At 48.2% G+C, this 13,840-nt stretch carries 14 protein-coding genes and 1 tRNA gene; 9 read left to right on the top strand and 6 right to left on the bottom strand.

Annotated elements, in window-relative coordinates:
• Position 1 precedes the first annotated feature (1 nt).
• The 4 genes from ACOMHB_RS16620 to ACOMHB_RS16605 form a co-directional block, all read right to left on the bottom strand.
• Positions 2–1,498 carry a DUF3375 domain-containing protein gene (locus ACOMHB_RS16620; RefSeq protein ID WP_448217457.1) on the bottom strand — a complete coding sequence of 499 codons (1,497 nt, stop codon included), beginning with the start codon at positions 1,496–1,498 and terminating at the stop codon, positions 2–4.
• 260 nt (positions 1,499–1,758) lie between these two features.
• A complete protein-coding gene (locus ACOMHB_RS16615; protein WP_448217456.1) occupies positions 1,759–1,992 on the bottom strand; it encodes a hypothetical protein in 234 nt (77 codons plus the stop codon).
• Between the two features lie 544 nt (positions 1,993–2,536).
• The gene (locus ACOMHB_RS16610; RefSeq protein WP_448217455.1) at positions 2,537–2,821 is read right to left on the bottom strand and encodes a hypothetical protein; all 285 of its coding nucleotides are present in this window, start codon (positions 2,819–2,821) and stop codon (positions 2,537–2,539) included.
• Positions 2,818–3,396, bottom strand: a complete 579-nt coding sequence (locus ACOMHB_RS16605) for a hypothetical protein (protein WP_448217454.1) — start codon at positions 3,394–3,396, stop codon at positions 2,818–2,820. The genes ACOMHB_RS16610 and ACOMHB_RS16605 overlap by 4 nt, the downstream gene beginning before the upstream one ends.
• A 589-nt stretch (positions 3,397–3,985) precedes the next feature.
• On the opposite strand from ACOMHB_RS16605, the gene ACOMHB_RS16600 reads away from it, so the two are divergent.
• Together ACOMHB_RS16600 and ACOMHB_RS16595 are read left to right on the top strand one after the other, a co-directional pair.
• Complete coding sequence (locus ACOMHB_RS16600) at positions 3,986–4,276, top strand: hypothetical protein (RefSeq protein WP_448217453.1); 291 nt, start codon at positions 3,986–3,988, stop codon at positions 4,274–4,276.
• 108 nt (positions 4,277–4,384) lie between these two features.
• A complete protein-coding gene (locus ACOMHB_RS16595) occupies positions 4,385–4,897 on the top strand; it encodes a hypothetical protein (protein WP_448217452.1) in 513 nt (170 codons plus the stop codon).
• 13 nt (positions 4,898–4,910) lie between these two features.
• On the opposite strand, the gene ACOMHB_RS16590 is transcribed toward ACOMHB_RS16595, so the two are convergent.
• A tRNA-Leu gene (locus ACOMHB_RS16590) sits at positions 4,911–4,997 on the bottom strand.
• Positions 4,998–5,291: 294 nt separating this feature from the next.
• Between ACOMHB_RS16590 and queA the strand changes: the two genes are divergently transcribed.
• The 6 genes from queA (at position 5,292) to ACOMHB_RS16560 (ending at position 11,758) form a co-directional block, all read left to right on the top strand.
• Positions 5,292–6,317, top strand: coding sequence for a tRNA preQ1(34) S-adenosylmethionine ribosyltransferase-isomerase QueA (gene queA, locus ACOMHB_RS16585; RefSeq protein WP_448217451.1), 1,026 nt, complete (start codon positions 5,292–5,294; stop codon positions 6,315–6,317).
• Positions 6,318–6,457: 140 nt separating this feature from the next.
• Positions 6,458–7,570 (top strand): tRNA guanosine(34) transglycosylase Tgt, encoded by a 1,113-nt coding sequence (gene tgt / locus ACOMHB_RS16580; protein WP_422137121.1) that lies wholly within the window; start codon positions 6,458–6,460, stop codon positions 7,568–7,570.
• A 67-nt stretch (positions 7,571–7,637) separates the two neighbouring features.
• Positions 7,638–7,976, top strand: a complete 339-nt coding sequence (yajC, locus tag ACOMHB_RS16575; protein WP_448217450.1) for a preprotein translocase subunit YajC — start codon at positions 7,638–7,640, stop codon at positions 7,974–7,976.
• 219 nt (positions 7,977–8,195) lie between these two features.
• Positions 8,196–10,058 (top strand): protein translocase subunit SecD, encoded by a 1,863-nt coding sequence (gene secD / locus ACOMHB_RS16570; protein WP_448217449.1) that lies wholly within the window; start codon positions 8,196–8,198, stop codon positions 10,056–10,058.
• 10 nt (positions 10,059–10,068) lie between these two features.
• The gene (gene secF, locus ACOMHB_RS16565) at positions 10,069–11,019 is read left to right on the top strand and encodes a protein translocase subunit SecF (RefSeq protein WP_448217448.1); all 951 of its coding nucleotides are present in this window, start codon (positions 10,069–10,071) and stop codon (positions 11,017–11,019) included.
• 199 nt (positions 11,020–11,218) lie between these two features.
• The gene (locus tag ACOMHB_RS16560) at positions 11,219–11,758 is read left to right on the top strand and encodes a hydrolase (RefSeq protein ID WP_448217447.1); all 540 of its coding nucleotides are present in this window, start codon (positions 11,219–11,221) and stop codon (positions 11,756–11,758) included.
• A 49-nt stretch (positions 11,759–11,807) separates the two neighbouring features.
• Here ACOMHB_RS16560 and ACOMHB_RS16555 read toward each other — a convergent pair whose 3' ends face one another.
• Positions 11,808–12,623 (bottom strand): inositol monophosphatase family protein, encoded by an 816-nt coding sequence (locus ACOMHB_RS16555; protein ID WP_448217446.1) that lies wholly within the window; start codon positions 12,621–12,623, stop codon positions 11,808–11,810.
• Between the two features lie 411 nt (positions 12,624–13,034).
• Between ACOMHB_RS16555 and trmJ the strand changes: the two genes are divergently transcribed.
• Positions 13,035–13,835, top strand: a complete 801-nt coding sequence (gene trmJ, locus ACOMHB_RS16550; protein ID WP_448217445.1) for a tRNA (cytosine(32)/uridine(32)-2'-O)-methyltransferase TrmJ — start codon at positions 13,035–13,037, stop codon at positions 13,833–13,835.
• Positions 13,836–13,840 lie beyond the last annotated feature (5 nt).

Raw genomic sequence — 13,840 nt, 5'->3', positions numbered from 1 at the left:
TTTACAGCTCCCAATTAATGGCGGACAGGGTTTCCTCTTCCAAATTAGCTTTTGGCAGATAGAATCGGAGCCAATGTCCATCGCGGTCCTGAATATCCAGTTGCTCCTCATCCTGATCAATAATCAGTTCCGCTTCCCTGGCCATGCTTAACCAGAGTGCCAGGGTTTCCAGGTCGTGGGTCGGGGGCAGGTGTTCTGCCAGCTCGGCGATGGTCATGGGGGTGCCCCGGCGCTTTAACAGGGCAATGGTCTGTTCCAGAAGGGCTTCTCTGTCCAGACCATCAAAGGCGTCCCAGAAATCATCGTCCAGCTCATTCAGATCGACGGCACCTTGAGTGAGCAATAGCTCCCGGGACTCCAGCTGCTCAAGGGACTTGAACGTCAGTCGTTCAATCAGAGGCAGTCCGGATAAGGGGATAGCCAGCGGCTTGAATGGCGCGGGGGCGCGTCGTAATTTCTGGTTCTGCCAATCCAGATTCAATGCGCTTTCCATAATGTCATTCAGCAGTTGGCCCACACGATGGTGCTCGGCTGCCAGTCCGGATTTCAGAAAACCTTTCACATCCCGTTCGCTGCGGGCCCTGGCACGAATTACATATTCGGACTCCCGGACCAGACTGGAGGTGAGCCAGCGCAGTTCGGCGGACTGTTGTTGTGTCAGGGCCTTGCGGCAGGGGGCACTGCCAAGAATACTCCGTAATTGATGCTTCATATTCTCCAGCTCAACCGAGTGGCTTAGCTGCTGATAAAAGCCGTGGAAAACCTGGCCTTCGGGTGTGTTCAGGAGATGGTCGTGGTTATCGAGCAGGCGGTCGACGACCTCTCCCCGGTGGTGCTGTTCACTGATAATGGATTGGCGGAGGTGACGATCTGCCTCCCGATAGGAATCTTCAACTCTGCGAAAGTCCGACTTCAGTGTCATGGCCAGGTTATAAACTTCCCGTATATTTTCCACTGCAGATGGCCCGTCAAGCACTTTAAATTCACCACGATTAACCCGTTCCAGCTCCTGTTGCAGTGCATCGATCTGTCGTTTCAGTGCATTTGCCCGACTTTTCTGATCGGGGTTGAGCTTGGCTTCAAGATTATCGATCTCCCGTTGAACGGTGGCCAGACGGGAAGCAGTAGACGTCATAATGCGGTTATCCATGCCGTCAATAAACTCCATGGCCTGTTGCAGGGCATCCGTAGCAAACAGCTGACCTTCCCGTTCTACGATCAGCTTGCGTCGACGCCACTCTCTCATTTCCTTTTTGGCTAACAACAGAAAGTCTTCGGTATCGATATCGAACTCATCGTGATTGACAAACTGACTGAGAATTTCGGCCAGAAGGTGGAGGGCTTCTTCTTCTGATACTGCCTCCCGTTCCTGCTCGAACAGAGTCTTAAGGCAACTGATCATCAAGGGGCCACGTCGGGATGCCAGCAGCTGCCAGGCTGGATTCTGGTTGCGGGCCAGCACTAGGTCGTTGCTGAGTTTACTATCGGGGGAGGGCATTTTTGTAGTCCCGTCAGGTGCTGGAATAGGGGCTGATTTTATAATAGTTGGCGATATTATCGGACTACAGAACTTTTTAAAAAGCTCATCGTCTTGATATGTCCTTTCCCTTTCCTTGACGATGGTTGCTAACAAAAGCCCTGAATTTTGATGCGGAGTTTTTCAACAAGGTTTGCAGGTTCTCGGGATTCGCTCCCCATATCCTTTAAATCAGTGGTTGCCGACAGGCAATCCACTGGGTTTTGTTGTTAAGTGGCGTGTTACTTGCTGGCCAGGTGGTTCACGATCTGGATCAGAAGTTCTTCGCTCTTGTCGAAACGACGATCAACCGCTTTGAACTTCTCATCAACCGCTTTGAACTTCTCCCGTTGTTCATTGAGGATCAGAGAGACCACCCCGTGAGTAGTTTCAAGAATTTTGTTGTTTTCTCGAAAGGCATACTCAAGGTGTTCAACCTTTTGCTCAAGCCTGGTAACTCTTGCCTCTAGCGACATAGGTACTACCCATTTTTATTGAATGAGCCACCAGAATAGCAGACTTTGAGAGATGGTACAGAGACACCTGACACCCAGACAGACATGAAACTGGGAAAGCAGTTTTTCAATATCAATCTGTGCATCACTGGCACTAATTCCGGTTTCTTGGCCCGTATAAAACTGTCAAGTAGGCTAATTTTGATCGCATGTATACCTATTCATCAAACAAAGCTTTCTTACGTCATCAGTCAGCTGGTGATATGACTTATCAATCCTTTGAAAATGACCAGATCATTGATACCAAACGGGGCACATAATTGTTCCGTCATAATTCAGGGTGTCTTGAACGGTAGCCAGAACACTACATGAGGTTCATGGATTCATACTTCCCAATCAGTTCATTAATATTATTATGTTTCCAATAGTCATTACCAACATGGAGCTTTATTGAATTAGATCCAAGATCACCTGTAAACGTAATGATCGTTTCTCCATTTTCCGATTCCATTTTAACCCTGCCATGCTTTGAACTGGCCAAGGGAATAAAATTAACTCCAACACCTTATGAGGTTGGGATAATATTGATGTGGCATTTCAACAAATCTTTAAAAACCAGACATTCGACAATTTTCTTTTTTACATCGCTGGCATCCAATTTCAGGTGCACAGAAGGGTGATGTATTTTTTCCAAACGAGCTATCTTTGCACCTTTGAAGTTGAAAGAGCAAGGCGATTTTCTATGTTTGTTAACTGTAAAGCCCCGGAGATCGGAATGCCCTTCATGGCGAATGGATTTCAAGGTTGATGGCTGGGTGTCCTGATTTTGCACTTCATAAATATCATTCATTCGTCCTCCAGTTCCCACCCTGTATCATATCTATCCAGCGTATCAAGGTATTGTCTCAGCTCGGAGATTTTTTGTTCAATGGCTTCTCTTTCACTAGGGAATTTTTCTTTGTACCCAGGAAGATGTGCCAATGTACAGTATGTCACAGCTTGAATTGTGACTTTATCGCCTTTTGACCAGTTATTGTTGAGGGGATGGGTGAGTATGTCATTAGCGACTTGCAGCACTTCATCGAGGCTCAGTGATAGACAACCAGGAGCCTGCTTCATCATCTGATTAACATGATCCCCGTAATACAAACTAACGGTTCTTTCCTGAAAAGACCGAAGACAATACCCCCTGTTTTCTGGCCAGCATTGAGAAAGTTTATTACTAATATCACTGGTTTTAACCCCCATGCTACCAGCAAAAGCATGTCCGGCTTCTTCAGCAGTTGACTGGGGTGCATCCACTTCTTGAGGTGGAGTATTGGTTCGAAATAAGCTAATCATTCCTGTTCTCCTCTTTGTAAGCGTATAAATTTGAGATTTTCTAACACATATATATTTTGACCAACAAATCAGAAAATAGTTCAAGTGACCCACCTGAATGCTCAAGAAATTACTGAACATCTAAAGAATCTAGCAGCCTGTCGGACTTAAGCGTCCGTAGCGAGGATTGCAAGAAATTGAGGATAAAAATCTCTGTTTCTGAGGAGAATAGCGAGCTATTTGACGAAGAAACAGAGATTTTTAGACCAATTTATTGCAACCGCAGTAGGACAGTCTTAAGTCCGACAGGCTGCTAGAGCCAGAATAACCAGGCCGGCTTCTATTATCAGCAGCTGAGCCATTCGATTGAGCTGGAGAATATGAACCATCAATTACGGAGTATTCTTGGCAATTCCGCCTCCCGCAAGACTCCTGACACAACAGCAGTCCGCCGAACTGTGCTGGCTCATCTCCAGCCTGGTCCGGGAGTCCGCGTCAAAATCAGGACATCCAGCCTTCAATACAGAAACCCATTGGGCATGAAGAGCATTCTAATCGAGAGGGCTATTCCGATGTCGGAGGCTTTAGTATTTTCAAGCATGAAGCACCACCTCTCTATTTTGGCCACGACATAGTCAGAGCGGCAAGGATAGCTCGTCTGGAAAAATTACATCACCCTTCTGTACATCTGAAAGTGGATAGCTATCTTAAAAAGACAGTTGTCGGATGTCTGGATTTTAAAGAATTGTTGAAAGGCCGCATCGAAATTCTCCCAACCATATCAGGTTCTGGATTTAATGCTCATCCTTTGGGCGGTTCAAAGGATCGCAAGGTTGAAATGCAGTGGGGAAATGGTGAAACGATTATTAAGTTTACAGGTGACCATGGAATTGAGCCAACAAAGCTCCATATTGGTAATGACTATTGGAAGTATAATAACATTAAATTACTGATTGAAACGTATAAATCCAAGAACCTCATGTAGTTTTCTGGTCCATCCAGTAGGTCATTTGAACTATTTTCTGATTTATTGGTCGAAACAACAGAGTTTAGAAAATCTCTAATTTATACAATCAAAAACAGGAAAAAAGGAATGAACAACATACCTCGAACCAGTGCTACAACTTCAGCATTAAGCAGTCTGCCGCCAACAGATGATGAAGAAGTCGTCCGTGCTTTTGATGATAACAAGGAGGTTAAACCCAGTGATATTGGCAATGAACTTTCTCAACGTTGGCCAGAAAATGCAGGGTGTCTTCTTCAGGAAAGAAGCGTTGCTTTGTTTTGTGGGGATCGGGTCAAACAGATGCGTAGAGAAATCGAAGCTTTCTTGAGGTCTCTCGACTCTAATCATCATGGTTACTTTACAACCAAGTTCCATGATTTGCTAAAAGTTGTTGATGAAACACTCTCTCACCCCCTCAACCAGGACTGGTCAAAGATTGATGCAGATATGATGAGAGGCCTGGCACATATGATAATTGGCCATCTTATTCATTATGGCAACGAACTCCCTAGTGAAAGAGTAATCATTGAACATAAAATAGAAGAGCTGAGACAATACATTGATACGATAAAACGTAACACTGTTGAAACCAGTGTATGAATGCGGTCACTTCTGGTACCGGTGGGCGGACTCGAACCGCCACGCCCGCAAAGGCGGGGGATTTTGAATCCCCTATGTCTACCAATTCCATCACACCGGCACTGTTTTCAGGACTGGGCTGTCCCGAGAAGATGTGGCGTAGTATACATAAGCCCGAATCGTTTTCAACAGCCGTTTTGCCCTGAGAGCTGGTATTCGGTATTTCTGATTATTTTTTCTTCCTTACGTAGTAACTGAAACCAAAGTGCATAGAATGTCGCCTGACAGAGTTGGAGTTTTACAGTATATTATCCTGCTTTTTTGAGAAATGGCCCTGTTTGCCCGTACTCGTGATTCGAATCGGTTGAGCTGTCTAAGGCTGTTTAGTTTTCAAGTACCAGGTCACACACCCACTATGCGCGTCAGTGATTTTGATTTTGAGCTGCCCGACGAACAGATTGCCCGGTTTCCTGCCAGGGAACGAACCGGTAGTCGTCTGTTGCGGCTTGATGGTCCGACAGAAACCATTACCCATGGGCAGTTTGCCGATGTAGAAAGTCTTCTGGAGCCCGGCGATCTACTGGTTATGAACAACACCCGGGTGATTCCTGCGAGGCTGTTTGGCCAAAAGGAGACCGGTGGTAAACTGGAAGTTTTGATAGAACGTGTTTTGGAAGAACGAAAAGTTTTAGCGCACATACGTTCCAGTAAAGCGCCTAAGCCCGGCAGCCGTATCTTTCTGGCTGATGGTTGTGTGCAAGCAGAAGTGACAGGTCGGCAGGGGGCTCTGTTTCTCATTGACTTTGATATGCCCGTGCTGCCTCAGTTACAAGAGCATGGTCATATGCCGCTTCCTCCCTACATCGACCGTGAAGATGGTAGTGCGGATCGTCTGAGGTACCAGACGGTGTTTGCTCAAAAAGACGGTGCTGTGGCAGCGCCAACGGCCGGCCTGCATTTTGACGAAGCCATGTTACAACGCCTGAAAGATAAAGGTGTTGAGCAGGCTTTTGTTACTTTACACGTAGGCTCTGGCACTTTTCAGCCAGTGCGGGTTGAGCATATCGCCGACCATGAAATGCATTCTGAGTACATAGAGGTGCCGGAAGAAGTCTGCGAAGCAGTCAATGCCGCTCGTGCCCGGGGTGGCAAAGTTGTGGCTGTAGGGACTACATCGGTACGTTCCCTGGAGTCAGCGTCCAGAGATGGGGAAATCAAACCCTTCTTCGGTGATACCGATATCTTTATTTTCCCGGGTTATGAATTCCGTTCTGTAGATGCAATGATCACGAACTTCCACCTTCCACAGTCAACATTGCTGATGCTGGTCAGTGCCTTTTCAGGCAAAGACGCCATACTTCGGGCTTATAACGAGGCGGTGAAAGAAGGCTATCGATTCTTCAGTTATGGCGATGCCATGTGGCTGACCCGCAAAGCCTGAATATGAAAGCCGGTCGTCGGGCTTGAAAAAAACGGATCCGTTCCCACCTTAAACTTGATTTTATTTTAGATATGACTCGGATGAATGCAGTCTGCTGTGTCGTCTGAATTGAGAGGCTCATGAGTAGAGAAGAGTGCTTCATGCAGTTCCAGGAGCTCGCCACTGATGGTGAAGCTCGACGTGGACGGCTGACCTTTCCCCGTGGCACGGTTGAAACGCCCTGTTTTATGCCCGTTGGTACCTATGGCACCGTTAAAGGCATGATGCCCAGGGATATTGCCGACACCGGCGCGGAGATTATTCTCGGGAATACTTTCCATCTGATGTTGCGTCCCGGCACTGAAATTATCCGTGAGCATGGGGATCTGCACGATTTTAATCAATGGCAGGGGCCGATTCTGACCGACTCGGGTGGTTTTCAGGTTTTCAGTCTGGGCAAATTGCGCAAGATCACTGAAGAAGGTGTTTCTTTCAAGTCGCCTGTGGATGGTTCTCCTGTATTCCTGAGCCCGGAAGTCTCTATGCAGGTTCAGCGTGAGCTGGGTTCAGATATTGTGATGATCTTTGACGAGTGTACCGATGGCGAGGCTTCTGAAAAGGAAGCAGAAGCGTCCATGGAGTTGTCCCTTCGTTGGGCCAAGCGCTCCAAACAGGCTCATGGCGACAGTCCTTCGGCTCTGTTTGGAATTATCCAGGGCGGCATGTTTGAGCATCTGCGCGATCGTTCTCTGGAAGGGTTGACCGAGATTGGCTTCGATGGTTATGCCATTGGCGGTCTATCTGTGGGTGAGACCAAGGCGGATATGATGCGTATTCTGTCGCATATTACCAACAAGGTGCCCGAAGGTTATCCACGTTACCTGATGGGCGTAGGCAAGCCGGAAGATATTGTTGAAGCCGTACGCCGTGGTGTGGATATGTTTGACTGTGTGATGCCGACCCGAAATGCCCGCAACGGCCATCTTTTTGTAGACGAAGGTGTCATTAAAATTCGTAATGCCGTTCATAAGCGGGATAACCGGTCATTGGAAGAGGGTTGCGACTGCTATACTTGCCAGAATTTCAGTCGCTCCTATCTGCATCATCTGGACAAATGTGGCGAGATCCTGGGCTGTATGCTCAATACAATCCACAATCTTCGCTACTACCAGAGGGTCATGGCAGGTTTGCGAGACGCCATTGAACAAGGTAAATTGGACGACTTTGTCGAAGAGTTCTACCGAAAGCGTGGTCAGGCAGTGCCGGTACTTTAATTGGTCGGTAGGATCCTGTTTTTGATCTAACGGAATTTAACTGTGTATTGTTTTAAGGAGCATTTGAATGATCCCATTCATCAGTCCGGCATTTGCTGAAGCAGCTGGAGCAGTCCCAGCGGGTCCTGGCATGTACGGTCAGCTGATCATGCTGGGTGGTTTTGTCCTGATTTTCTGGCTGCTGATCTGGCGCCCACAGTCCAAGCGGGCCAAGGAGCACAAAAACCTGCTCAGCAATCTGTCAAAGGGGGATGAGGTCGTGACCACTGGTGGTATCGTTGGTAAGGTCGTAAACACTACCGATGAGTTTATTACCTTGAAGGTTGCTGAGAACATCGAACTGAATTTCCAAAAATCTTCAGTAGCTGCTTCTCTGCCCAAGGGCACTATTAAAGCTATTCAGTGATAGCTATGAGCTAATGAACAGCCATGAGCTGTGGAAATTGTTTTTCTGAATCGTTGATGATGAAAAATTTTTTCAAGATAAAAAGCGTGACCGGGAATCGAGGATGGTTTCCGGTTATTTCTGGAGAAACGGACTTTGCCTGAGCATCAGGGAGAGTTTTGTTCCTTGAACAGGCTTCTGATCCAGGCATTTAAAATTTAGAACAGGAACCGGTGGGCCATGCTCAATCGATATCCGCTGTGGAAGTACCTGCTGATTGCAATCGTCGTTGCCCTTGGCTTTGTGTACGCTCTGCCCAACTTGTACCCCGATGACCCTGCTATTCAGATATCGGGCGCCAGTTCATCTGAAACCATCAATGCTGGTGTGCAGGATAAGGCACAAAAAGCGCTTGCTGAGGCCAATATTGAGGTTAAGGCCAGTGATAATAATAACGATGCCTTGTTGATTCGACTGAAGCATGCTGATCAGCAGCAGTTGGCTAAATCGGTGATTAAGGATGCCCTGGGCGATGACTACATCGTAGCGCTCAATCTGGCTCCGACGACACCAGAATGGCTGACATCCATGGGCGCCTACCCCATGAAGCTGGGTCTCGATTTGTCTGGCGGTGTGCATTTCCAGCTGGAGGTGGATACGGATCGGGCTGTTAAGACCAAGCTGGATATTTCCAATACTGAAATTCGTACACTGCTTCGAAAGGAAAGGTTGCGCTATCGCACTATGCCTGATCGTGTTGACGGTGCCCGTCAGCTGGCATTCCTGGATGAAGCAACCCGTGACAAGGCAGAGCGTCTGATCAAGCGCGAGTTTCCTGATTTGCTGGTAGAGGCTGAAGACCTGGGGGAGCGTTATGCTGTTTCCTATCGCTACTCCGAACAGTATATTCGTGAACTGGAGGATTATGCGGTCAAGCAAAACCTGACGACTGTTCGTAACCGTGTTAACGAGTTGGGTGTTTCTGAACCTCTGGTGCAGCGTCAGGGGCGTAATAGCATTGTTGTTGAGCTTCCGGGTGTTCAGGACACCGCAGAAGCCAAGCGTATTCTCGGTAAAACCGCTAACCTCGAGTTTCGTCTTGAGGCGCTGCCAAATGCTTCCCGCAGTAATTCGGAGGCTTTTAATTACCAGGGGCGTACTGTTAACCTGGAGCGCGACATAATTATCACCGGTGAGCGAGTTTCCAGTGCTCAGTCGAACTTTGATACCGAAAGTGGTCAGCCTCAGGTAAATATTAGTCTGGACAGTACCGGTGGCAAGAAGATGAATAACGCCACGCGGAATAATGTCGGGCGCAGCATGGCGGTCATCTTTATTGAGCAGAAGCCTGTCACTCGAACCGAATCCCGTGAAATTGACGGAAACCTGGTCAAAGTTAAAGTGCCCGGTTTCCGTGAAGAAAAACGAGTGATCAGTCTGGCTACTATTCAGTCGGCACTGGGTAACCAGTTCCGTATTACTGGTCTGGATTCTTCGGGTGAAGCCTCTGAGCTGGCCCTGTTGCTGAGAGCTGGCTCCCTGGCGGCGCCAATGTATTTTGTTGAAGAGCGAACAGTCGGCCCAAGCCTGGGTGCCGAGAATATCAAAATGGGGTTGGACTCCACTCTGATGGGATTGGGTCTTGTCGTCATGTTTATGGTGGTGGTCTACCGGGTTTTTGGTTTGCTGGCAAATATTGCCCTGGCAATCAACCTGATGCTGTTGATTGCTGTCATGAGTATCTTTGGTGCTACCCTGACAATGCCCGGTATTGCCGGTATCGTTCTGACACTGGGTATGGCGGTGGATGCCAACGTGCTGGTGTTCTCGCGTATTCGAGAGGAGATTAAGCTGGGGCGTCCGGTACAGCGTGCGATTCATGATGGTTATGACCGTGCTTTTGTATCGATTTTTGATGGTAATATTACTACGCTTTTGGTCGGTCTGATTCTCTTTGCCGTGGGAACCGGTCCAATCAAGGGCTTCGCTGTGACTCTGTCTATCGGTATCGTCACATCCATGTTCACCGCGATTATGGTGACCCGCTCACTGGTGAATCTGGTGTACGGCGGACGTCGTGATCTGAAGAAACTGAGCATCTGAGGTGGTCACAATGGCAGACAAGAAAGCAGCCTTGAGCGAAAAAGCAGCCTTGAGCGATAAAACCATTAATTTTATGAAGTTGCGTACCTACGCAACTATTCTTTCCGTTGTGATGATCCTGGGCTCCCTGGCTTCCCTGGCCACTAAAGGAATTAACTGGGGTCTGGATTTTACCGGCGGTACCTTGATCGAGCTGGTTTATGATCAGCCTGCTAACACGGAAGAGATTCGTAACCAGCTGGGTGAGGCTGGTTATAATGACGCCGTCGTGCAGGAGTTCGGTTCTGTACGTGACATTCTGGTTCGTATTCCCGGTGATGATCCGGCTCTGGGCCATAATATTGCCAAGCTGCTGGATCAGAATCACGATGGTAGCGTTGTCGTCAAGCGAGTAGAGTTTGTTGGTCCTCAGGTAGGTGAGCGACTGAGAGAGCAGGGTGGCCTGGGGATGCTGATGGCTCTGGGTCTGGTTATGCTTTATATCGCTTTTCGGTTTCAGTTCAAATTTTCTGTCGGTGCCGTTCTGGCATTGACCCATGACACCATTATCGTTCTGGGATTGTTCTCCTTTATGCAATTGCAGTTCGACCTCACCGTTCTGGCGGCGATACTGGCGGTTATTGGTTACTCGTTGAACGATACCATTATTGTGTACGACAGAATTCGTGAAAACTTCAGGAAACTGAGGAAGGGTGATGCGGATGAAATCATCAATGTTTCCCTGACTCAGACACTGGGTCGGACATTAGCAACCTCGGGTACTACCTTGATGGTGCTGCTCTCGCTGTACCTGTTTGGTGGTGAGATGATCAATGGTTTTGCCACAGCGTTGATTGTAGGTATTGGTGTGGGTACATATTCCTCCATCTATATTGCCTCCAATCTGCTGATCTACATGAAGATCAGTCGTGAAGACCTGATTGTTCCTGTTAAGGAAGATGACGCTGATCACAGACCCTGATGGTTGTCGTTAGCAGGTTTCTTTATTGAGGCACCTGTCAGTCTGATGAAGAACCGGCCGTATAAAGGCCGGTTTTTTTTGCGCTCTGACTCAATATTTTAAATCTTGTCACGCTGCATAAAAAGCAATCTGTGCAATGGCTTTGGTTCAGGCCCCAAATATTATTAAACTGTTTGTACTACCGCGTTGAGGTGTCAGTATGCTGAGTCAGAATAATACTGCTCTGGTTGTTGTTGATGTTCAGGGTAAGCTTGCCACATTGATGTATAAGCAGGAGAAAATGCATGACGCTCTGGTGAAAATGATCAAAGGGGTTCGAATGCTGAATTTGCCTGTTTTATGGCTGGAGCAGTTGCCCGAAAAATTGGGACGAACGACTCCAGAAATTGCAGATGAGTTGGAGGGTGTGGCCCCCATAGCCAAGACAACATTCAGTGGTTGTGGGCAGCAAAAGTTTATGGATTCACTGATGGCAACTGGAAAAACATGCATTTTACTGGCAGGTATTGAGACTCATATTTGTGTCTATCAGACGGCTCTGGATTTAATGGCTTCAGGCTACGAAGTCGAAATAGTGGCTGATGCGACTTCATCCAGATCTAAGCACAGCAAGCGACTGGCGTTAGATAAATTGGCACGCAAGGGTGTTGAGATGACCAATGTTGAAATGGCACTGTTTGAACTGATGAAAACCGCCGGGAGTGATGTTTTTCGAGACGTGGCGAAACTGTTGAAATGACTTTGCCTAAAAAGCGAGCCTTAGCCCGGAAGGGTAAGGCTCTAGGAGGTCAGCGTCCCATGTTTTCGTGGGCAAATGGGCGAATACGTTGCAGTACTTCCTTGAAGCATTTGGGGTTGGCGGCAACGACCTGTCCCTTGTCCAGGAAGTCGTGTCTGCCATTGAAATCGCTGCACAGACCACCGGCTTCCTGGATTAATAGTATACCAGCTGCCATGTCATATTTCTGCAGACCGAATTCCCAGAATGCGTCCAGACGGCCGCAGGCAACGTAGGCCAGATCCAGTGCAGCAGCCCCTGCGCGACGAATGCCGGCGGTATCGCCCAGTAAGGTGCGCATCATGTTCAGGTAGCCATCCAGATAGTTCAGGTTGTTGCCGGAGAAAGGGATGCCTGTCCCGATTAATGCGCCTTCAAGGCTTTTGCGACTGCTTACGCGAATGCGTTTGCTGTTCATTGTGGCGCCTTGTCCACGACTCGCGCAAAATGCTTCGTCACGAATGGGGTCAAGCACAACAGCGTGTTCAATGCGGCCGCGATATTGACAGGCGATGGAAATAGCAAAAGTGGGGATGCCACGGATGAAGTTGGTGGTGCCATCCAGTGGGTCAATGATCCAGAGGTAGTCCTTACCTTCACCTTTTCCTTCAGTAGTACCGGACTCTTCACCAAAGAATCCGTGGTCGGGGTACGCCTTCTTTAATGCGCCGATAATGGTTTTCTCGGAAGCTCTGTCGACTTCAGTGACAAAGTCGTTCCGGTCTTTTGCCTGCACCTTGAGACTCTCGAGGTCTTGATGGGCGTGAAGGATGATTTCGGCGGCCGAGCGAGCTGCTCGCAAGGCCATGTTCACCATGGGTTGCATAGGCTGGACTACGTCTGACTGTGAAAGATCGAAATGCTGACCGAGGGGGTCGGCAGCCTGGTACAGACTGGTTTCCTACACGGAAAATAAAGTTCCGAGTATTGGGCCAGTGACTGGGAAAACAAGCGCTGGAGTATAACAGTGTTATTTAAGGCTGGAAACCTTTCATTGTGCTTGTGTGCAGTCTCTGATTTAACGCTGATGATCAGGATGGAGGTATTGGTTGTTAACTATATCGGTTTTAAGGCCAATCGAAGCTTCCCTTACGTGGCTGTCAGTCATTGTTTGGGTTAAACTCGTCGGCCTGATCGTATATATCATAAAAATCATCCGTTACAGATTTTGGATGAGTTTTATGGCATTTAATGAGCTTCTGGCTCCTTGTTTTTGGTGCAAACGAGATATCCCCCAGTGAGTGACGCAGTCGCAATTGAGCCTTTGGTGCTCGACAATATTTCCATTGTTCTGATTAATACCACTCATCCCGGTAATATCGGGGCGGCAGCAAGGGCTATGAAGACCATGGGGCTTAGTAAGCTGGTGTTGGTGGAGCCGCAGGAGTTTCCTTCAGACAAGGCTAGTGCGCTGGCTTCCGGAGCGGATGATCTGCTGGCTCATGCCAGCGTGGTGGGTACTTTGGAAGAGGCAGTAGCTGACTGTCACTTTGTGGTCGGTACCAGCGCCAGAGTCAGAGGGGTGTCCCTCCCTCTGGTAGATCCACGTGCCTGCGCTAACCAGATTCTTTCTGAAGCGAGCTCAGGAAATATCGCTCTGGTCTTTGGCAGGGAGGATCGCGGGATGACTAATGAAGAATTACAGATGTGTCATCTTCAGGTGCATGTTCCGACCAATCCGGATTTCAGCTCGCTGAACCTCGGAGCTGCTGTCCAGGTTATGACCTATGAGTTGAGAATGGCATGGCTGGCTATAACCCGGGGTGAAGTTCCGCTACCTTCACCGCGAACCCATGAGCTGGCATCCCAGGATGATGTAGAGCGTTTTTATGAGCATTTATATAAGACGCTGATTCAAATCGGCTTTCTTGAGCACAGTAGTCATGAGAAGATTATGGCCAAGCTCAGGCGAATGTACGGTCGCATTCGTCCAGATCGCGTCGAGCTGAGTATCCTTAGAGGCATTTTGTCAGAGACCGGGAAGTTTGCAGGTTGTTCCGGCAGAACTGAAGAGGCTGAGGAGACTCAAAAGAAGTAAAAATG

It is taken from the genome of Endozoicomonas sp. 2B-B (genome assembly GCF_053470045.1).
This window is presented reverse-complemented; position numbering and strand designations above follow the sequence as displayed.

What these genes read in the sequence shown, in the direction of transcription:
- ACOMHB_RS16620 (WP_448217457.1), bottom strand. Translation starts at nt 1,498, where the DNA reads ATGCCCTCCCCCGATAGTAAACTCAGCAACGACCTAGTGCTGGCCCGC.
- ACOMHB_RS16615 (WP_448217456.1), bottom strand. Translation starts at nt 1,992, where the DNA reads ATGTCGCTAGAGGCAAGAGTTACCAGGCTTGAGCAAAAGGTTGAACAC.
- ACOMHB_RS16610 (WP_448217455.1), bottom strand. Translation starts at nt 2,821, where the DNA reads ATGAATGATATTTATGAAGTGCAAAATCAGGACACCCAGCCATCAACC.
- ACOMHB_RS16595 (WP_448217452.1), top strand. Translation starts at nt 4,385, where the DNA reads ATGAACAACATACCTCGAACCAGTGCTACAACTTCAGCATTAAGCAGT.
- queA (WP_448217451.1), top strand. Translation starts at nt 5,292, where the DNA reads ATGCGCGTCAGTGATTTTGATTTTGAGCTGCCCGACGAACAGATTGCC.
- tgt (WP_422137121.1), top strand. Translation starts at nt 6,458, where the DNA reads ATGCAGTTCCAGGAGCTCGCCACTGATGGTGAAGCTCGACGTGGACGG.
- yajC (WP_448217450.1), top strand. Translation starts at nt 7,638, where the DNA reads ATGATCCCATTCATCAGTCCGGCATTTGCTGAAGCAGCTGGAGCAGTC.
- secD (WP_448217449.1), top strand. Translation starts at nt 8,196, where the DNA reads ATGCTCAATCGATATCCGCTGTGGAAGTACCTGCTGATTGCAATCGTC.
- secF (WP_448217448.1), top strand. Translation starts at nt 10,069, where the DNA reads ATGGCAGACAAGAAAGCAGCCTTGAGCGAAAAAGCAGCCTTGAGCGAT.
- ACOMHB_RS16560 (WP_448217447.1), top strand. Translation starts at nt 11,219, where the DNA reads ATGCTGAGTCAGAATAATACTGCTCTGGTTGTTGTTGATGTTCAGGGT.
- ACOMHB_RS16555 (WP_448217446.1), bottom strand. Translation starts at nt 12,623, where the DNA reads ATGCAACCCATGGTGAACATGGCCTTGCGAGCAGCTCGCTCGGCCGCC.